Below are 19,818 nucleotides of genomic sequence, written 5' to 3' on the forward strand. Positions count from 1 at the left end.
GTGCGCGTGTTGCTTGATATCTCAATAGCGTGTCTGTTTATTGATGCCATTATTTTGAATGGCAAATTTTAACGGATGATTAGCAGTTTATGCTAGTTGTTTGTTGTTTGCTGGGATTTTTCTATGTTTTCATGGAGAGTTTGATCCTGGCTCAGGACGAACGCTGGCGGCGTGCTTAACACATGCAAGTCGAACGATGATGGTGGTGCTTGCACCGCCTGATTAGTGGCGAACGGGTGAGTAACACGTGAGTAACCTGCCCCCCTCTTCGGGATAACCTCGAGAAATCGAGGCTAATACCGGATATGAGTTTCCACCGCATGGTGGTTGCTGGAAAGTTTTTCGGTGGGGGATGGACTCGCGGCCTATCAGTTTGTTGGTGAGGTAATGGCTCACCAAGGCGATGACGGGTAGCCGGCCTGAGAGGGCGACCGGCCACACTGGGACTGAGACACGGCCCAGACTCCTACGGGAGGCAGCAGTGGGGAATATTGCACAATGGGCGAAAGCCTGATGCAGCGACGCCGCGTGAGGGATGACGGCCTTCGGGTTGTAAACCTCTTTCAGTAGGGAAGAAGCGAAAGTGACGGTACCTGCAGAAGAAGCGCCGGCTAACTACGTGCCAGCAGCCGCGGTAATACGTAGGGCGCAAGCGTTGTCCGGAATTATTGGGCGTAAAGAGCTTGTAGGTGGCTTGTCGCGTCTGCCGTGAAAACCCGAGGCTCAACCTCGGGCGTGCGGTGGGTACGGGCAGGCTAGAGTGTGGTAGGGGAGACTGGAATTCCTGGTGTAGCGGTGAAATGCGCAGATATCAGGAAGAACACCGATGGCGAAGGCAGGTCTCTGGGCCATTACTGACACTGAGAAGCGAAAGCATGGGTAGCGAACAGGATTAGATACCCTGGTAGTCCATGCCGTAAACGTTGGGCACTAGGTGTGGGGGACATTCCACGTTCTCCGCGCCGTAGCTAACGCATTAAGTGCCCCGCCTGGGGAGTACGGCCGCAAGGCTAAAACTCAAAGGAATTGACGGGGGCCCGCACAAGCGGCGGAGCATGCTGATTAATTCGATGCAACGCGAAGAACCTTACCAAGGCTTGACATGGACCGGACGGCTGCAGAGATGTGGCTTTCTTCGGACTGGTTCACAGGTGGTGCATGGTTGTCGTCAGCTCGTGTCGTGAGATGTTGGGTTAAGTCCCGCAACGAGCGCAACCCTCGTTCCATGTTGCCAGCGCGTAGTGGCGGGGACTCATGGGAGACTGCCGGGGTCAACTCGGAGGAAGGTGGGGACGACGTCAAATCATCATGCCCCTTATGTCTTGGGCTTCAAGCATGCTACAATGGTCGGTACAATGGGTTGCGAAGCTGTGAGGTGGAGCGAATCCCAAAAAGCCGGCCTCAGTTCGGATTGGGGTCTGCAACTCGACCCCATGAAGTCGGAGTCGCTAGTAATCGCAGATCAGCAACGCTGCGGTGAATACGTTCCCGGGCCTTGTACACACCGCCCGTCAAGTCACGAAAGTCGGTAACACCCGAAGCCAGTGGCCCATCCTTGTGAGGGAGCTGTCGAAGGTGGGATCGGTGATTGGGACTAAGTCGTAACAAGGTAGCCGTACCGGAAGGTGCGGCTGGATCACCTCCTTTCTAAGGAGCATCACCATTATGGTGGCCATTTTCCTGCCCGAGTGTGGTGGGGATGGTTGCTCACGGGTGGAACATCAATGAATGGGCACTTCACCAGTCGGTGTGGTTTCTTCAGTACGGCCTCTTTTTGAGGGGTCTGGAACGAGTGCTGCCGGGTGGTTCGAGGTGGAGACACGCTATTGGGTTGTGAGGCTGCACGCGTCCCTGGTGCTTTTGGGTGCTGGGGTGTGTGGCTGGTCCTCCCTCGTCATGGTCCGCTGGTTTGCGGGTGTGGTGGGTGTGGGGTTGTTTCTTGAGAACTACATAGTGGACGCGAGCATCTTGTAAGCAATTTTTATGATTTTGTGTCTTTGTGTTGCTAAGTTTTTTAGAGCGCACGGTGGATGCCTTGGCAAGAAGAGCCGACGAAGGACGTGTGAGTCTGCGTTAAGCCTCGGGGAGTTGACAACAGAGCTGTGATCCGAGGATGTCCGAATGGGGAAACCCACCGCGAGTCATGTCGCGGTACCCGCCACTGAATGTATAGGTGGTGTGGAGGGAACGCGGGGAAGTGAAACATCTCAGTACCCGCAGGAAGAGAAAACAAAGAGTGATTCCGTGAGTAGTGGCGAGCGAAAGCGGAGGTGGCTAAACCTGGTCTGTGTGATACCCGGCAGGGGTTGCAGGTCGGGGGTTGTGGGACGTGTCTGGTCCGTCTGCCGGCGGATCGACGTGGACGCATAGCAGTAGTCGAAGTCGTGGTGAGTGCGACGGCGTAGAGGGTGTGACCCCCGTAGACGAAACTGATGTGCGGCGTGATGCTGTTCCCGAGTAGCACCGGACCCGTGAAATCCGGTGTGAATCTGCCAGGACCACCTGGTAAGCCTGAATACTACTTCTTGACCGATAGCGGACAAGTACCGTGAGGGAAAGGTGAAAAGCACCCCGGGAGGGGAGTGAAATAGTACCTGAAACCGTGTGCTTACAATCCGTCGGAGCCTTTTGGGGTGACGGCGTGCCTTTTGAAGAATGAGCCTGCGAGTTAGTGGTCGGTGGCGAGGTTAACCCGTGTGGGGTAGCCGTAGCGAAAGCGAGTCTGAACGGGGCGTTCAGTCGCCGGCTCTAGACCCGAAGCGAAGTGATCTATCCATGGGCAGTGTGAAGCGCGGGTAAGACCGCGTGGAGGCGCGAACCCACTTCAGTTGAAAATGGAGGGGATGACCTGTGGATAGGGGTGAAAGGCCAATCAAACTTCGTGATAGCTGGTTCTCCCCGAAATGCATTTAGGTGCAGCGTTGCGTGTTTCGTGTCGGAGGTAGAGCACTGGATAGGCGATGGGCCCCACCGGGTTACTGACCTTAGCCAAACTCCGAATGCCGATACGTGAGAGCGCAGCAGTGAGACTGTGGGGGATAAGCTTCATGGTCGAGAGGGAAACAGCCCAGAACATCAGCTAAGGCCCCTAAGCGTGTGCTAAGTGGAAAAGGATGTGGAGTTGCTGAGACAACCAGGAGGTTGGCTTAGAAGCAGCCACCCTTGAAAGAGTGCGTAATAGCTCACTGGTCAAGTGATTCTGCGCCGACAATTTAGCGGGGCTCAAGCACACCGCCGAAGCTGTGTCACTCCAGCCTTGTGCTGGGGTGGGTAGGGGAGCGTCGTGCAGCCGGTGAAGCCGCGGGGGAACCCAGTGGTGGAGGCTGTACGAGTGAGAATGCAGGCATGAGTAGCGATAGACGGGTGAGAAACCCGTCCGCCGATTGATCAAGGGTTCCAGGGCCAGGTTTATCCGCCCTGGGTTAGTCGGGACCTAAGGCGAGGCCGACAGGCGTAGTCGATGGACATCGGGTTGATATTCCCGAACCGATCGTAGGAGGACCCATACCGAGGCAGCTGATGCTAACCACCCGAGCTGGCCCCATACCCTTCGGGGTGTGGAGGTTGGTGAGGCTGGGAACCAAGGTTGTAGTAGGTCAGCGCGTGGGATGACGCAGTGAGGTAGCTTCCGCGGACTTAATGGAATAGTCCGTCTAAGCGTGCAGCCCGGCCCCGGGTAATGCTGGGGCCATGAGGGTCAGACGTGATGGGGATCCCGTAGGGGCGAAGGTGAGTGATCCTGTACTGCCTAGAAAAGTTCCGGCGTGACGAATACGGTCGCCCGTACCCGAAACCGACTCAGGTGATCAGGTAGAGAATACCGAGGCGTTCGAGAGAATCGTGGTTAAGGAACTCGGCAAAATGCCCCCGTAACTTCGGGAGAAGGGGGGCCCGAACCGTGAGAGCGGTGAGGGCCGCAGAGACCAGGGAGAAGCGACTGTTTACTAAAAACACAGGTCCGTGCGAAGTCGTAAGACGCTGTATACGGACTGACGCCTGCCCGGTGCTGGAAGGTTAAGAGGACCGGTTAGATCCCTTCGGGGGTCGACGCTGAGAATTTAAGCCCCAGTAAACGGCGGTGGTAACTATAACCATCCTAAGGTAGCGAAATTCCTTGTCGGGTAAGTTCCGACCTGCACGAATGGCGTAACGACTTCTCCACTGTCTCAACCGCGAACTCGGCGAAATTGCATTACGAGTAAAGATGCTCGTTACGCGCAGCAGGACGGAAAGACCCCGGGACCTTTACTATAGTTTGATATTGGTGTTCGGGACGGCTTGTGTAGGATAGGTGGGAGACTGGGAAGCATTCACGCCAGTGAGTGTGGAGTCATTGTTGAAATACCACTCTGGTCGTTCTGGATTCCTAACCTCGGTCCGTGATCCGGATCAGGGACAGTGTCTGATGGGTAGTTTAACTGGGGCGGTTGCCTCCTAAAGAGTAACGGAGGCGCTCAAAGGTTCCCTCAGCCTGGTTGGCAATCAGGTGTTGAGTGTAAGTGCACAAGGGAGCTTGACTGCGAGACAGACATGTCGGGCAGGTGCGAAAGCAGGAACTAGTGATCCGGCACTCCATTGTGGAATGGGTGTCGCTCAACGGATAAAAGGTACCCCGGGGATAACAGGCTGATCTTGCCCAAGAGCTCATATCGACGGCATGGTTTGGCACCTCGATGTCGGCTCGTCGCATCCTGGGGCTGGAGTTGGTCCCAAGGGTTAGGCTGTTCGCCTATTAAAGCGGTACGCGAGCTGGGTTTAGAACGTCGTGAGACAGTTCGGTCCCTATCCGCTGCGCGCGTTGGATATTTGAGAAGTCCTGTCCCTAGTACGAGAGGACCGGGATGGACTGACCTCTGGTGTGCCAGTTGTTCTGCCAAGAGCATGGCTGGTTGGCTACGTCGGGAAGGGATAACCGCTGAAAGCATCTAAGCGGGAAGCCTGCTTCAAGATGAGATATCCATGCACCCTTGTGGTGTGAGAGGCCCCCAGTAGATGACTGGGTTGATAGGCCAGATGTGGAAGCACAGCAATGTGTGGAGCTGACTGGTACTAATGGCTGATGACTTAATAACACATTTTTGTTTACTGTTGTGTGTTCGCGTCCACTGTGTGGTTCTGGAGAAACAATCCCAGGACACTGTTCCCGGCTGGGGTTGGTGTTTGTGGGCTGGTTGTCTCGTCGTGTTACGGCGGTCATAGCATCGAGGAAACGCCCGGTTCCATTCCGAACCCGGAAGCTAAGCTCGATTGCGCCGATGGTACTGCACTCGGGAGGGTGTGGGAGAGTAGGACGCCGCCGGACATCTTCCACGGGAGTGGGAGGCTGCTGGAAACCCCTCGTCTCGAGGCTGGTTTCGCGCCTCCCACTCCCTTTTTTTCATGCCCACCCTCCACCGCTTCCACGAGCCGACAGTCGGAGCCCGGAGCCCGGAGCACGGAGCACGGAGCACGGGTCCGGACGGCGACCTGAGCGGGACGTGCCAAGCAGCTGCGGTGCCTGTAATGGTGGACGCCCGAGTGAGGGGAGACGCGGGCGGGGCTGCTGCAGTGCATGAGCTGGGCGGCTGTGGTTCATGAGGGGCCGATGCGGACCCGGGAGATCGTCGTGGCGGCCAGCAGTGTCGTGATGCACCGGGTGGACCTCCTGCGCCGGCCGTGCCGGTGAAAGCAGTCACGGAACCCGCCCTACCGAGGAGTCAATTCCGCAGAACGTCCTAGGCTGGGGACTCGACAAGGGCATAGGGCGAGACGACGAGAGACGGACGGTTCACGTGGCTGAGCACAGCAACAGCAACAGCGACCGCGGGCACGGCAGGACGAGCCGGGGCGACGAGCGGCGCGATCAGCGCCCCTCCGCGCCCCGCACCCGGCCCCCGTATCGCAGCGGGCAGTCGTGGTCCCGCCCCAGCTCCTCCGGCGATGGCTCTCGAGGTGGACGAGATGAGGGTCGCGGAAGTCGGTCGTCGCAGCGTTCTGACGGACCGGATGCTGATCGGCTTCGCACGGATCGCGGAAGCTCTCAGGCTGGCCGTCCCGACCGGGGGCAGCGCCCGGGTGATCGTTCGTACCGCGGGGAGCGCCAGGACGGCCGCTCGTACCGCGGGGAGCGCCAGGACGGTCGTTCGTACCGTGGGGAGCGCCAGGAGGGCCGCTCGCACCGCGGGGACCGCGAAGCGGATCGCGGAGACCGTCGCGGCCCCCGTTCCGGTCCCGGCGGCGACGGGCGGGACTCCGGCTCGCACCGTCGGGGGCGGGACGCCGGCGCGGACCGTCGCCACGATCGCGCGGACCGGGACGACCGCGGCCGCCCGGGCGGCCGGCCCGAGGATCGTCGCTCCTCGCGCCCCGGCCAGGAAGCTCGCGCCGATCGCCCCTTCGAGCCCAGGATCCCCGAAGGCATCACCGGTCGCGAACTCGACAAGGAGCTCCGGGAGGAGCTGCGCGGGCTGAGCAAGGAGACCGCCGACCGCGTCGCACAGCACCTGGTCGCCGCCTACCTCCTGGAGGACGGCGACTCCGAACTCTCCCAGGCGCACGCCCGCTTCGCCGCCCGCATCGGCGGCCGCGTCGGCGGCGTGCGCGAGACCTACGGGATCCTCGCCTACCGCGCCGGTGACTACCGCACCGCCGTCCGCGAGCTACGGACCTCCCTGCGCATCACCGGGCGCACCGACGTGCTCCCGACCATCGCCGACTCCGAACGGGGGATGGGACGCCCGGAGCGGGCGCTCGATCTCGCGGCCTCCGACGACGCCGCCGCGCTCGGCGTGGAGGCGGCGATCGAGCTGATGATCGTGGTCGCCGGTGCCTACGCCGACACCGGCGATGTCGAGACCGCCCTGCGCACCCTCGAGGTGCCCGCCCTGCGGCACAAGGTCGACGGCCGGTGGCAGGTGCGCCTGTGGGCCGCCTACGCGGATCTGCTGGACCGGGCAGAGCGCTCCGAGGAGGCCCGGCGCTGGCTCACCCTCGCCGCTGATGCCGACTCCGAGGGACTGACCGACGCCGCCGAGCGGTTGGGCCGTCCCGCGCGAGCGGTCGAGGAGGAGCCGACCTTCGAGGACGACGAGTCCGTCGCCGTCCTGGACGCCTACGACCCGACCACCGACGAGCCCTCCGAGACCGGAGCTGCGGCGCCGGACGAGCACGAACCCGCCATGCCCGGGCCGGCCGGTGCGGGCGTGGAGGGACGGGCATGATCCGTCGGCCCGATCCCTCGCTGCTGGATCTCTACGACGCCCTGCTGCTGGACCTCGACGGGACCCTCATGCACGGGGCCGCCCCGATCCCGCACGCCGCCGCCGCGGTGGACCGCGCCCGGGCCGCCGGGACCACCGTGGTCTTCGCGACCAACAACGCCTCCCGCACCCCGCGACAGGCCGCGGAACACCTCGCCCAGGTGGGCGTCGCCGCGCAGCCCGAGGAGTTCGTGACCTCCCCGCAGGTCGCCTCCCGTCTGCTCGCAGACCGGCTCGAGCCCGGCCAGAAGGTGCTCGTCGTCGGCGGCGAGAGCCTTGCCGCCGAGATCCGCGAATCCGGTCTCGAGCCCGTCACGACCGACAGCCCGGACGTCGTCGCCGTCGTCCAGGGCTGGTCCCCGACCCTGGACTGGTCGATCCTCGCCGAAGGCGCCTACGCCATCGGCCACGGCGCCTGGTGGATGGCGACCAACATCGACGCCACCTTGCCCACCGAACGCGGAATGGCACCCGGCAACGGCGCGATGGTCGCAGCCCTGCGCCACGCCACCGGCGTCGAGCCCGCGGTCGCCGGCAAGCCGGAGCCCGGGATGTTCACCGTCGCCGCCCGCGATGCCTCCTCCCGTCGCCCGCTGATCATCGGCGACCGCCTCGACACCGACATCGAAGGAGCGGTGCGCGCCGGCATGGACTCCCTGCTGGTGCTCACCGGCGTCGACGGCATCGACGCGGCCCTGCGCGCCGACCCCGTGCGCCGCCCCACCTTCATCCTCTCCGATCTCTCCGAGCTGGGCGCCCCGTTCCCGCTGCCCGTCCTGGACGGCGACCGCGTCCGCTGCGGCGCGGTCGGAGCCCGCTGGGTCGACGGAGACATCGTCCTGACCGGCCGTCTCGGGGACCCGCGGGTGCTCCGTGCCGTCCTGGCCCTCCTGCATGCGCGCGCCGCGCAGGGTCCCTGGACCGGACGGCTGCTGGACCGCGAGGGCACCGAGCAGCGACCCAACGACCGGTGAGCCCGGAACGCCTCGACATCGCCCTGGCCGCCGCAGGGCTCGCCCGATCCCGCAGCCATGCCCGGCGCGTCATCGAGGAGGGCCGCGCCCGCCTCGACGGGCGCCCCGCGATGAAGCCCTCGACCCCGGTGCCCCCGGGTGCTCGGCTGCAGGTCGTCGACGTCCCTGACGGCATCGAGTACGCCTCCCGGGCCGCCCACAAGCTCCTGGGGGCGATGGACACCCTGGGCCTGGATCCCGCCGGAGCCCGCTGCCTGGACGCGGGCGCCTCCACCGGCGGCTTCAGCGACGTCCTGCTGCGACGGGGGGCCGACCGCGTGATCGCCGTCGACATCGGCCACGACCAGCTCGCCGAGCACGTGGCCCGCGACCCCCGGGTGAGCGTGCGCGACGGCATCAGCGTGCGTGACCTCACTCCGGCGCTGATCGGCGGCACGGTCGACCTCCTGGTCGCGGATCTCTCCTTCATCTCCCTGGCCACCGTGATCGCCCCGCTGGCGCGTGTCGTGCGCACCGGCGGCGACCTGCTGATCATGGTCAAACCCCAGTTCGAGGTGGGGCGTGCCGCGCTGCCGCGCACGGGTGTGGTCACCGAACCCGCGGCCCGCACCGCCGCCGTGACCGGGGTCGCCGAGGCCGCCGCCGGGGCCGGGCTGGCGCTGCAGGGCGTCGGCCCCAGCGCCCTGCCCGGCCAGGACGGCAACCGTGAGTACTTCCTGCACCTGCGGCCCACCGGCGTGACCTGCGCGATGGACGAGGTCGCCTGTGACATGATCGGGGACGCCGTGCGCGAGAACCGATCACGCCATCGGGAGATCTCGCGCGGCACGCCGCACGACCCTGCCGATGCTCCGACCGACGCCCAGGAGGACTGACCAGATGAGACGGTTCCTCCTCTATGTCCACACGGGGCGGCGCGCCGCCCTCGGCGCCATGCTCACGGTCCTCGAGGAGCTCACCCGGCGCGATGTGCGCGGCGTGGTGGTCGACGATCAGGTCGACGAGATCATGGCCCTGCCGGAGGACGCGGCACCCCCGAAGCTGCTGACCTTCCTCACCAACGGCGGAGTGGACGTGCTGGACGCCGTCTCGGCCGCCGACCTCGTCGAGCTCGGCATCGTCCTGGGCGGCGACGGCACCATCCTGCGGGCCCTGGAAGCGGTCCGGGAGGCCGACGTCCCGGTCCATGGCGTCAACCTCGGCCACGTCGGCTTCCTGGCCGAGAGCGAGGTCGAGGACCTCTCGATCACCGTCGCGCGTCTGCTGGACGGTGACTACGAGATCGAGAAGCGCGCCGCGCTCGACGTGCACGTGCTGGACGGCGACGACCACCCGGTCGAGGAGCACTGGGCGCTGAACGAGGCCTCGCTCGAGAAAGCCGACCGGCTCAAGATGATCAACGTCGCCATCGAGATCGACGGCCGCCCCGTCTCCTCCTTCGGCTGCGACGGCGTGGTGCTGTCCACCTCCACCGGCTCGACCGCCTACGCCTTCAGCGCCGGCGGCCCGGTGATCTGGCCCGAGGTCGATGCCATGCTGCTGATCCCGCTGGCCGCCCACGCCCTGTTCGCCCGCCCGCTGGTGCTGGGCCGCTCCTCCGAGGCGGCGATCGAGATGACCCTCGACAACCGCGAGGACGGCATCCTCACCCTCGACGGCCGCCGCACCGCCGAGATCACCGCCGGGATGCGCGTCGAGACCCGCCTGTCCGAGCGGTCCGTGCGCCTGGTCCGCCTGAGCACCACCCCCTTCGCGGATCGGCTCGTCGAGAAGTTCCAGCTCCCGGTCGTCGGCTGGCGGGGACGCAGCCCGCGCACGCGCTGAGGGGCTGATCGGTTTCATGCTGTCCACCCTGCGCATCCGCCAGATCGGTGTGATCGACGATGCGATGCTCGAGTTCGGGCCCGGATTCACCGCCCTGACCGGGGAGACCGGCGCCGGCAAGACCATGATCGTCACCGGGCTGACCATGCTCCTGGGGGACCGGCTGGACCGCGGCCGCACCCGCGGCTCGAGCACCGTCGACGGCACCCTCGCCCTGGCCGGGCACGAGGAGCTGTCCACCTCCCTCGACGAGCTCGGGGCCGAGGAGGACGACGGCGAGGTCCTCGTCGTGCGCCGCGTGACCCGTGACGGCCGCTCCCGGGCGCAGATCGGCGGCGTCCCCGTGCCGATCGGCACCCTCGCCCGCCTGGTCGGCACCGCCGTCACCGTGCATGGCCAGGCCGATCAGCAGCGACTTCGCGACCTCGACGCCCAACGGGAAGCGCTCGACCGCTTCGCCGACGCCGAGATCGGCCCGCTGCTGACCCGCCACCGCGAGATCTGGCGTGAACGCACCGCCCTGACCGAGCAGGTCGCCGAGCTCGACGGACTGCTGGCCGAGCGCGACCGCCGCGGCACCGCCCTGCGCGAGGCGCTCGAGCGCATCGAGGCCTCCGACCCCCAGGTGGGGGAGGACGACGCGCTGCGCACCGAGCTCGAACGGCTCGGCAACGCCGAGGAGCTGCGGGGCGGGGCGACCCAGGCCGCCCTGGCCCTGGTCGGGGACGACGACGGTCCCGCCGCCGGCTCCCTGCTGGACGTCGCCTCCGAGTCCCTGGGCCGCGCCGCCCGCACCGACACCACCCTGGCGCCGCTGGTCGAACGCCTGGACGCCGCTCGCATCGAGCTCTCGGACATCTCGGGCGAGCTGACCCGCTATGCCGAGGACATCGACGCCTCCCCGGGCCGTCTCGACGAGGCGAACGAGCGGCTGCACGAGCTGACCGTCCTGGTGCGGGACCTCGGTGCCCTGCTGCCCGGGCCCGACGGCCCCGCCGAGGACGTCACCGCGCTGCTGGAGACCTCCCGCGGCGCCGCCGTCGACCTCGATCGCTTCGAGGGCGCCGAGCAGGAGCGCGCCACCGCCGCCACCCGTCTCGAGGCCGTCCAGGACGAGCTGGAGGAGACCGCCGACGCCCTGACCGCCGCCCGGACGGCCGCGGCCGAGCGCCTGGCCGCGGCGGTGCAGGAGGAGCTGCGCCACCTCGAGATGCCCGACGCCGCCCTCCGCGTCGACGTCACGCAGCGGACCCACCGCTCCCACGGCCGCGACGCCGTCGCGATCCTGCTGGCGCCGCACCCGGGCGCCGAGCCCCTGCCGGTCGCCCAGGCGGCCTCCGGCGGCGAGCTCTCCCGCGTCATGCTGGCCCTCGAGGTGGCGCTGGCCTCCTCCCGCAGCGACCGCACCGCCGCCCCCGTGTTCGTCTTCGACGAGATCGACGCGGGCATCGGCGGCCGGGCCGCCCTCGCCGTCGGCCAGCGCCTGGCGCAGCTGGCCCGTCATGCACAGGTCATCGTCGTCACCCACCTGCCGCAGGTCGCGGCCCACGCCGGCACCCATCTGCAGATCGTGAAGTCCTCGACCGACGGAGCCACCAGCTCCACCGTCGAGACCCTGGAGCGGCCCGGTCGGATCCGGGAGCTGGCCCGCATGCTCGCGGGGGACGACGCCTCCGACCTCGCCCTCGCGCACGCGGAGGAGCTGCTGGAGGCGGCGAGCACCGTGCCCGTCGGCCGGCCCTCGCCGCGCGGGGCCGTCGGATGAGCGCCGCACCGCCGACGGTCTCCGGCACCGCCCGGCTGGGCAAACGGACCAAGGACCTCACCAAGCGCCTCGAGTCCGGGGACATCGCGATCATCGACCACGAGGACATCGACCGGGTGGCCGCGGAGGCCCTGGTCGAACGCCGCCCCGCGGCCGTGCTGAACGTCTCCGCCTCCACCTCCGGGCGCTATCCCAATGCGGGCCCGCGCATCCTCGTCGAGGCCGGGATCGCGCTCGTCGACGAGCTCGGCGAGAACGTGTTCGAGGAGATCCGGGACGGGCAGGAGGTCCATGTCGACGGCTCGCGGGTGCTGCTCGATGACCTGGTGATCGCCGAGGGCACGGCGCAGGACGATGCGACGATCGCCGCCTCCCAGCAGATCGCCCGCGACGGGCTCTCCGAACAGCTGGAGCTGTTCGCCGAGAACACGATGGAGTACATGCTGCGCGAGCGCGACCTGCTGCTGGACGGGATCGGCGCCCCCGCGGTGCGCACCGTCCTGGACGGCCGGCCGGCCCTGATCGTGGTGCGCGGGTACCACTACAAGGAGGACCTCGCCACGCTGCGGCCCTTCCTGCGGGAGAACCGACCCGTCATCATCGGCGTCGACGGCGGGGCCGACGCGGTGCTCGACGCCGGGTTCCGCCCCGACATGATCATCGGGGACATGGACTCCGTCTCCGATCGCGCCCTGCGCAGCGGCGCCGAGCTCGTCGTCCACGCCTACCGCGACGGTCGCGCCCCCGGCGCGGAGCGCCTGCGGGAGCTCGGGCTCGGCGACGAGGTCGTGCTCTTCCCCGCCTCGGGCACCAGCGAGGACATCGCCATGCTGCTGGCCGACGAGAAGGGCGCCTCCGTGATCGTCGCCGTCGGCACCCACGGCACCCTCGAGGAGTTCCTCGACAAGGGGCGGGCCGGGATGAGCTCGACATTCCTCACGCGACTGCGGATCGGCTCGAAGCTGGTCGACGCCAAAGGGGTCTCACGCCTGTACCGTCAGAGGATCTCCACCTTCCAGCTGGTGCTGCTCGCGCTGGCCGGCCTGGCCGCCCTCGCGGTCGCGCTCTGGGCCACCCCCGGCGGCCAGGCCCTGGTCCAGATCCTCGGCGCCCGTCTCGATACCTTGCTGTCCTGGTTCACCGTGCTGTTCTCACCCCGGGCCTCCGGGTCGTAGGAGGGTCTCGACCCGTGATCGATTTCCGTTACCACCTCGTCTCCCTGATCTCCGTGTTCCTGGCGCTCGCCGTCGGCATCGTGCTCGGGGCCGGACCCCTGCGCGAGAGCCTCGGCGACCAGCTCGCCGGACAGGTCGAGCAGCTGCGCAGCGAGCAGGATCGGCTGCGCACCGAGGCCGATGAACTGGCCTCCCGCAACGACCAGCTCGCCTCCTTCGTCTCCGACATCGGACCGGAACTGGTGGCGGACACGATGCCCGGGGCGCGCGTGGCCATCCTCACCGACGACTCCTCGACCCGCTCCGACACCGACCGGATCAGCGCGCTGCTGGAGGAAGCGGGGGTGGCCTCCACCATCCGGGTCGACCTCAAGCCCTCGCTGTGGGAGCCCGGCCAGGAACAGAAGCGTGCGGAGTCCGTCGAGCAGATCCGCGCGATCGCCCCCGGGCTGCTGCAGGACGGGCTCGACGATTCCGCGCAGCTGTCCGCCGTGGTCGGGGCGCTGCTGACCCCGTCGGCCACCGGCGAGCTCACCGAGGAGCTGCGCACCCAGGTCTGGCAGGTTCTGACGGGCCACCAGATGGTCGCCCTGGACGGGGAGATGCCCGCTGCGGTCGATGGGGTCGTGGTCGCCGGCGCCGCCCCCGAGCAGTTCACGGACGAGAGCGAGGAGGAGGACGCCGCCGCCGAGCGCGCCCAGAGCCTGCTGACGACTCGGACCGCCCTGCTGACCACCCTGTCCGAGAGCGGGGTCCCGGCGGTGGTGTCGGCGGCGACCCCCCACAACGACGCCTCCACCGGGATCCTGCGCACGGTCCGGGGAGACGGCGCCTTCGACGCGCTGTCCACCACCGACCGGCTGCAGGAGGCCGACGGGCCCCTGCTGGCGGTGCTGGCCCTGATCGAGCAGGCCCGGGGAGGCCAGGGCGCCTACGGCACCACCGCAGACGCCGACGACCGGCTGCCGGAGCTGCCGGAGACCCGCGGCCTCGAGGACGCGACCGGTGGCGACGGGACCGGCCAAGGAGGCGGGACGGGCGGCGACGGCCAGGGCACCGGCGCCCAGAGTGTCCCCTCGGACGGGGGAGGAGCGCAGTGAGCGCACCGAGGGAACACGACGGGCGAGGCCTCCTGGACCCCGTCCTGACCGAGCTGCGCCGCACCAACTTCGCCGGGCGTCCGGTGAGCCTGCTCGAGGGCGCTCTGGTGGTCACCGCCGCCGGGACGATCGCGCTGCGCAGAGGTGCGCCGATCGACGCCGCCGTGCTGAGCGGCATCGGCCTCCTGGGGTGGGCCGACGACCTGCTCGAACCGCGGCAGCGCCGCTCCGGACACCCCGTCTCCAAGGGACTGCGCGGCCATCTGGGGGCGCTGCGCCGGGGGAGCGTGACCACCGGAGCGGCCAAGGCCTTCGGCATCCCGGCGCTCGCCCTGGTCGGCGCCGCGATGGCACCGCGGCCGCGCCGCGGCGGGATGATCCTCGCCGACGCCGCCCTCGCCGCCGGATGCGCGAATCTCGCCAACCTCCTGGATCTGCGACCGGGCCGGGCGCTGAAGGTCGTCCTGCCGGCCGCTGCCGCCCTTGCCGCGCGTCCCCCGGCTGCCGACGTCCGCGCCCGCAGCGGCCGCTCGCTCGCCCTGGCCGCTCTGGTGCCGGGGGCGCTCGCGCTGCCGACCGACCTGCGCGAGGCCGGGATGCTCGGCGATGCCGGGGCGAACGTCCTGGGTGCTGCGATGGGCACGGCCGCTGCCCGGACCCTGCCGGTGCCCGGGCGGCTGGCCCTGCTGAGCGTCGTGGTCGCCCTCACGCTGGCCAGCGAGAGGGTGAGCTTCAGCGCTGTCATCGATGCGACCCCGGCGCTGCGGGCCTTGGACCGCCTGGGAAGGCGCGATCCCGGGTCGGGAGACGGGACGGGGACCGCGTCGGGTGCAGGGGCAGAGCCTGAGCAGAGCCCCAGAACGGAGCCCGCACCAGCGAACGGGTCGGGGGAGGAGCAGCGATGACCGCCGCCGATCCGGTCACGAGCGACACCCCGGGGCGTTCCGGCATCTCCCGCGCCATCCTGCGCGGGGCCGGGCTGATCCTGGTGATCACCGTGATCGCCCGCATCGCCGGGTTCGTGCGCTACCTCGTCTTCGGCGCCAGCGTCGGCGCCGGGGACGTGGGCACCGCCTACACCACGGCGAACATGCTGCCCAACGTCCTGTTCGAGATCGTCGCCGGAGGTGCGCTGGCCGCCGTCGTCGTCCCCCTGATCGCCGGACTGGTCCCCGAGCGCGATCCCGCGGCGGATGAGACGGCCGAGGACGACGCGAGCACGGCCGACGCGAGCGCGTCCGACGGAAGCATGGACGACGCGAGCGCCCTGCGGACGCTCCCGGGGCCCGGGCGCGACGAGCTGCCTCCGCGACGCGACCGACGCGACGGCTCCGAGCGGGCCGACCGGATCATCTCCGCCCTGCTGACCTGGACCCTGCTGGGCACCGGAGCGCTCACCCTCGTCGTGATCGTGGCAGCGCCGCGTCTCGCCGAGCTCCTGCTCGCGACCGAGCAGACCACCGCCGGCAGCGTGCAGCTGGGGGCCGTGCTGCTGCGCATCTTCGCACCCCAGCTGCCGCTGTACGGGATCTCCGTCGTCCTGGCGGCCTATCTGCAGGCGCGCAAACGGTTCCTGTGGCCCGCGATGATGCCGCTCATCTCCTCCCTGGTGGTGATGGCCTCCTACCGGGTCTACTCCTGGCTGGTGCCGCCGGTGGCGACCATCACCACGATCGACGACCCGGCGATCGCCTGGCTGGGCTGGGGCACCACCGCCGGGGTCGCCGCGATGACCGCGCCGGTCCTGATCGCCGCGCTGCGTTCGGGACTGCGCCTGCGCCCCACCCTCACGATGCCCCCGCGCTACGGGCGCCGAGCTCTGGCCCTCGGCGGGGCCGGACTCGGTGCCGTCGGAGCGCAGCAGCTCGTGCTCGCCCTGGTGCTCCTGCTCGCGATGCGCGCCGGCGGCACCGGCACGCTCCCGGTGTTCCAGTACGCCCAGGCGCTGTACCTGCTGCCCTACGCGATCCTCGTGGTACCGCTGGTCACCGCCGTGTTCCCGCACCTCGCGGAACTTCGGCTGGTCGGGGACACCGCAGGGTTCGCCCGGGTGTCCGCCGCATCCGTGCGCACCGTCATGATCGTCAGCGTGATCGGCGCCGCGATGCTCCTGGCCGGGGCCCCCGCCCTCGAGCAGTTCTTCCGTCTGATCGACCGGGCCGGCGCCACGGGCGTCGGCTCCACGGCGGCGGCGCTCGCCCTGGGACTGGCCGGGTACGCCGTCACCATCCAGTGCACCCGGATCCTCTCCGCGGCGCTGCGCGCCCGGGATGCGCTGCTGGTGGGTTCGGTGGGCTGGGGGATCGCCGCCGTCGCGATCGGGGCGCTGGTGCTCCCGAGCCCGACGCGATCGTCCGCGGAGGCCGCCACCGCCTTCGGGATCTCCATCGCGATCGGCATGGCGATCTCCGCCCTCGTCGGACTCGCCCGGATCGCCGACATCCTCGAACCCGGCGGTGACCTGCCCCGGGTGCGACGCACGGCGATCGTCACCCCGGTCGCCCTCGTCGTCGGCGGCGTGCCCGGTCTGCTGCTGGGCAAGTGGCTGGTGACCACGGGCACCGGACAGATCGGTGCCATCGCCTCCGGCATCCTGTGCGGACTCGTCGCCGCCGTGCTGGCCGGCGTCGTGATGGCCGCAGCGGATCCGGCGACGACGCGGAACCTGCTGCGCCGGGTGCGGCGTCGGAGCGCCCCCGGGGACACCGGGGAGTCCGGGAGGGCCCAGGCCGATGACGCGCCGGTCGACCCGACGGGTGGGGCCGACGATGCACCGGACGGGGCACCGCGATGAGCGTGATCCTGGTGCGACCGCAGGCCGACGGCGGGCTGGCCGCCCACGTCGATCAGGAGCTGGACGAGCTGGCGGCGGCCGGGCTCGACGTCCGCCAGGCCCCGGTGCGCATCCAGGACCGCCCCCGACCCCTCGCCGACCTGCGCACCGTCCGCACCCTGCGACGCTGCCTCGAGACGGCGCCGACCCCGGTCGCGGTGCACGCCCATGGTCTGCGGGCCGGCGCCCTCGCCGCGCTCGCCGTGCCCCGCAGCGGACCGGCGCACCTGGCCGTCACGCTGCACAACCGCACCGTCGGCCCGCTGCCGGTGCGGGCCGTCGGGACGCTCCTGCTGCGCCTGCTCGCCCGCCGCGCCGACACCGTCCTGACGGTCTCGCCGGACCTCGCCGAGGACGCTCGCCGCGCCGGGGCCCGCGACGTGCGCCATGCCGTGATCCCGGCCCCGGAGTCCCCGCTCCCGGGCGTCCCTGCCCAGAAAGGTGCGGCCGCGCGGCGCACGCAGACCCCGTCCATTCGGTCTCACGTGCCCGGCACGGGCGGGGCGGCCATGGCGGAGAGGCCCCTGGACGTGCTGGTGGTGGCGCGCCTGGCCTCGCAGAAGGGACTCGACGGCCTGCTGGACGCCGCCGCCCTGCTGGACCGCGACAGCGTCCGGATCCGCGTCGCCGGCGAGGGGCCGCTGCACGCCGCTCTGCAGGACCGGATCCGGGCCGAGCACCTTCCCGTCCAGCTGCTCGGCCGCCGCGAAGACGTCCCCGCCCTGCTCGAACGCGCCGACCTGGTGGTCTCCGCGGCCATCTGGGAGGGCCAGCCGGTCTGGCTGCAGGAGGCGCTGCGGGCCGGGCGGGCGATCGTCGCCACCGACGCCGGCGGCACCCGCTGGGTCACGGGCGAGGCGGCGCAGCTGGTGCCCGTCGGAGATCCTGCCGCCCTGGCCGACGCGATCACGGCCCACCATGAGCTCGAACGGCGCCGCCGGGGCGAGGAGCGCTCCCGCCGCCGCGCCGAGCAGCTGCCCACGGCCGGTGACATGGTCCGTCAGCTCACGGACATCCTGGTTCCGACCCGGGGCCGATGGTAGGTTGAGGGTCCGTGGCAGATACCAGCGCGAGCGCCCCTGAGTCCAGCACCGGCCCCTTGACCCGGATCGGTCCGGCCCCCACGGCGAGACCCTTCCGGAACCCCGGCACCACCAAGCACATCTTCGTGACCGGGGGAGTGGTCTCCAGCCTCGGCAAGGGGCTCACCGCCTCCTCGCTCGGCATGCTGCTCAAGGCGCGGGGTCTGCGCGTGACGATGCAGAAGCTGGACCCGTACCTCAACGTGGACCCGGGCACCATGAACCCGTTCCAGCATGGCGAGGTGTTCGTCACCGAGGACGGTGCCGAGACCGACCTCGACATCGGTCACTACGAGCGCTTCCTCGACGAGAATCTCGGCGCCGATGCGAACGTGACCACCGGCCAGGTCTACTCCGGCGTCATCACCAAGGAGCGCCGCGGCGAATACCTCGGAGACACCGTGCAGGTCATTCCGCACATCACCGACGCCATCAAGGAGTCGATGCGCGCTCAGGCCCACGAGGACGTCGACGTGGTCATCACCGAGATCGGCGGCACCGTCGGCGACATCGAGTCCCAGCCGTTCCTCGAGGCCGCCCGCCAGGTCCGCCAGGACGTCGGCCGCGACAGCGTCTTCTTCGTGCACGTATCCCTGGTGCCGTTCATCGGCCCCTCCCAGGAGCTGAAGACCAAGCCGACCCAGCACTCCGTGGCCGCACTGCGCTCGATCGGCATCCAGCCCGATGCGATCGTGCTGCGTGCGGATCGCGAGCTGCCCGCATCCGTCAAGGCGAAGATCTCCGCGATGTGCGATGTCGACCTCGACGCCGTGGTCACCTGCGCCGACGCCCCGTCGATCTACGAGATCCCGCGCGTGCTGCACGGCGAGGGCCTGGACGCCTATGCGATCCGCCGCCTCGACCTGCTCAGCCATGACGTGGACTGGACCCGGTGGCAAGCGCTGCTGGAGCGCGTCCACCACCCGGTCTACGAGGTCACCGTCGCCCTGGTCGGCAAGTACGTCGACCTGCCCGATGCGTACCTCTCGGTCACCGAGGCCGTCCGCGCCGGCGGATTCCACCACCGCACGAGGGTGAGCATCCGCTGGGTCGAGTCCGACCTCTGCGCCACCGAGGACGGAGCCCATCAGCAGCTGCGGGACGTCGACGCGATCGTGGTCCCCGGCGGCTTCGGGATCCGCGGCGTCGAGGGCAAGGTCGGCGCCCTGCACTACTCCCGCACGCACGGCATCCCCACCCTCGGCCTGTGCCTGGGCATGCAGTCCATGGTCATCGAGTACGCCCGCCACGTGCTCGCTCTGACAGGCGCCCACTCCACCGAGTTCGCGCCCGACACCGCGCACCCCGTCGTCGCGACCATGGCCGAGCAGAAGGGCATCGTCGCCGGTGACGGGGACCTCGGCGGCACCATGCGTCTGGGGTCCTACGACCACGCGCTCGTCGACGGGTCCCTCGCGGCCCGCACCTACGGGGCGACCGAGGTCGCCGAGCGCCACCGCCACCGCTACGAGGTGGCCGACGCCTACCGCGCGCAGCTCGAGGCGGCCGGGCTGGTCATCTCGGGCGTCTCCGCCCCGACCGCGGAGCACGCGCTGGTCGAGGTCGTCGAGCTGCCCACCGATGTCCACCCCTACTTCCTCGGCACCCAGGCCCACCCCGAGCTGAAATCCCGACCCACCCGGGCCCATCCGCTGTTCGCCGGGCTGATCGGGGCGGCGCTGGAGCTGCAGAAGGCCACGCGCCTGCTCGAGGTCGATCCCGAACCGGCGCATGCCCCGCAGACCCCGGCCGGCCCGGCCGCCGTCGCCGAGGCCCCCATCACGGCCGAGGACGCCTCTGCCGACACCGACCCCGACAAGGACTGAA

The 19,818-nt window shown here is 68.9% G+C and carries 11 protein-coding genes and 3 rRNA genes; all 14 read left to right on the forward strand.

Annotated elements, in window-relative coordinates; translation table 11 throughout:
• Positions 1 to 128 precede the first annotated feature (128 nt).
• The 14 genes from JOF44_RS00005 (at position 129) to JOF44_RS00070 (ending at position 19,817) form a co-directional block, all read left to right on the forward strand.
• Positions 129 to 1,647 (forward strand): 16S ribosomal RNA (locus tag JOF44_RS00005).
• Between the two features lie 356 nt (positions 1,648 to 2,003).
• Positions 2,004 to 5,072, forward strand: a 23S ribosomal RNA gene (locus JOF44_RS00010).
• Positions 5,073 to 5,185: 113 nt separating this feature from the next.
• Positions 5,186 to 5,302, forward strand: a 5S ribosomal RNA gene (gene rrf / locus JOF44_RS00015).
• Together the 16S, 23S and 5S rRNA genes form the textbook arrangement of a ribosomal RNA operon.
• Positions 5,303 to 5,771: 469 nt before the next feature.
• Positions 5,772 to 7,199, forward strand: a complete 1,428-nt coding sequence (locus JOF44_RS20555; protein ID WP_245348800.1) for a hypothetical protein — start codon at positions 5,772 to 5,774, stop codon at positions 7,197 to 7,199.
• Positions 7,196 to 8,212: an HAD-IIA family hydrolase gene (locus tag JOF44_RS00025; RefSeq protein ID WP_209885780.1), complete on the forward strand. Its 1,017-nt coding sequence runs from the start codon at positions 7,196 to 7,198 to the stop codon at positions 8,210 to 8,212. The genes JOF44_RS20555 and JOF44_RS00025 overlap by 4 nt, the downstream gene beginning before the upstream one ends.
• A complete protein-coding gene (locus JOF44_RS00030; RefSeq protein WP_209885783.1) occupies positions 8,209 to 9,087 on the forward strand; it encodes a TlyA family RNA methyltransferase in 879 nt (292 codons plus the stop codon). The genes JOF44_RS00025 and JOF44_RS00030 overlap by 4 nt, the downstream gene beginning before the upstream one ends.
• Before the next feature lie 4 nt (positions 9,088 to 9,091).
• The gene (locus JOF44_RS00035) at positions 9,092 to 10,036 is read left to right on the forward strand and encodes an NAD kinase (protein WP_209885786.1); all 945 of its coding nucleotides are present in this window, start codon (positions 9,092 to 9,094) and stop codon (positions 10,034 to 10,036) included.
• Positions 10,037 to 10,052: 16 nt separating this feature from the next.
• Positions 10,053 to 11,801, forward strand: coding sequence for a DNA repair protein RecN (gene recN / locus JOF44_RS00040; RefSeq protein WP_209885789.1), 1,749 nt, complete (start codon positions 10,053 to 10,055; stop codon positions 11,799 to 11,801).
• The gene (steA, locus tag JOF44_RS00045) at positions 11,798 to 12,976 is read left to right on the forward strand and encodes a putative cytokinetic ring protein SteA (RefSeq protein ID WP_209885792.1); all 1,179 of its coding nucleotides are present in this window, start codon (positions 11,798 to 11,800) and stop codon (positions 12,974 to 12,976) included. Before recN ends, steA begins: the two co-directional genes overlap by 4 nt.
• Positions 12,977 to 12,990: 14 nt before the next feature.
• Positions 12,991 to 14,076, forward strand: a complete 1,086-nt coding sequence (locus tag JOF44_RS00050) for a copper transporter (RefSeq protein ID WP_209885795.1) — start codon at positions 12,991 to 12,993, stop codon at positions 14,074 to 14,076.
• On the forward strand, positions 14,073 to 14,981 hold the full coding sequence (locus tag JOF44_RS00055; protein ID WP_342591609.1) for a hypothetical protein: 909 nt from the start codon (positions 14,073 to 14,075) through the stop codon (positions 14,979 to 14,981). Before JOF44_RS00050 ends, JOF44_RS00055 begins: the two co-directional genes overlap by 4 nt.
• Positions 14,978 to 16,870, forward strand: a complete 1,893-nt coding sequence (murJ, locus tag JOF44_RS00060; RefSeq protein WP_209885797.1) for a murein biosynthesis integral membrane protein MurJ — start codon at positions 14,978 to 14,980, stop codon at positions 16,868 to 16,870. The genes JOF44_RS00055 and murJ overlap by 4 nt, the downstream gene beginning before the upstream one ends.
• Entirely contained in the window at positions 16,867 to 17,952 is a 1,086-nt protein-coding gene (locus JOF44_RS00065) for a glycosyltransferase (RefSeq protein WP_209885800.1), read from the forward strand. The genes murJ and JOF44_RS00065 overlap by 4 nt, the downstream gene beginning before the upstream one ends.
• Before the next feature lie 65 nt (positions 17,953 to 18,017).
• The gene (locus JOF44_RS00070) at positions 18,018 to 19,817 is read left to right on the forward strand and encodes a CTP synthase (protein ID WP_342591879.1); all 1,800 of its coding nucleotides are present in this window, start codon (positions 18,018 to 18,020) and stop codon (positions 19,815 to 19,817) included.
• Position 19,818 lies beyond the last annotated feature (1 nt).

Origin of the sequence: Brachybacterium fresconis, from assembly GCF_017876515.1 — a bacterium.
GTDB classification, from domain to species: domain Bacteria; phylum Actinomycetota; class Actinomycetes; order Actinomycetales; family Dermabacteraceae; genus Brachybacterium; species Brachybacterium fresconis.

Excerpts from the sequence above, each read along its gene's own strand:
- JOF44_RS00025 (WP_209885780.1), top strand. The coding sequence starts at position 7,196 with ATGATCCGTCGGCCCGATCCCTCGCTGCTGGATCTCTACGACGCCCTG.
- JOF44_RS00035 (WP_209885786.1), top strand. The coding sequence starts at position 9,092 with ATGAGACGGTTCCTCCTCTATGTCCACACGGGGCGGCGCGCCGCCCTC.
- recN (WP_209885789.1), top strand. The coding sequence starts at position 10,053 with ATGCTGTCCACCCTGCGCATCCGCCAGATCGGTGTGATCGACGATGCG.
- steA (WP_209885792.1), top strand. The coding sequence starts at position 11,798 with ATGAGCGCCGCACCGCCGACGGTCTCCGGCACCGCCCGGCTGGGCAAA.
- murJ (WP_209885797.1), top strand. The coding sequence starts at position 14,978 with ATGACCGCCGCCGATCCGGTCACGAGCGACACCCCGGGGCGTTCCGGC.
- JOF44_RS00065 (WP_209885800.1), top strand. The coding sequence starts at position 16,867 with ATGAGCGTGATCCTGGTGCGACCGCAGGCCGACGGCGGGCTGGCCGCC.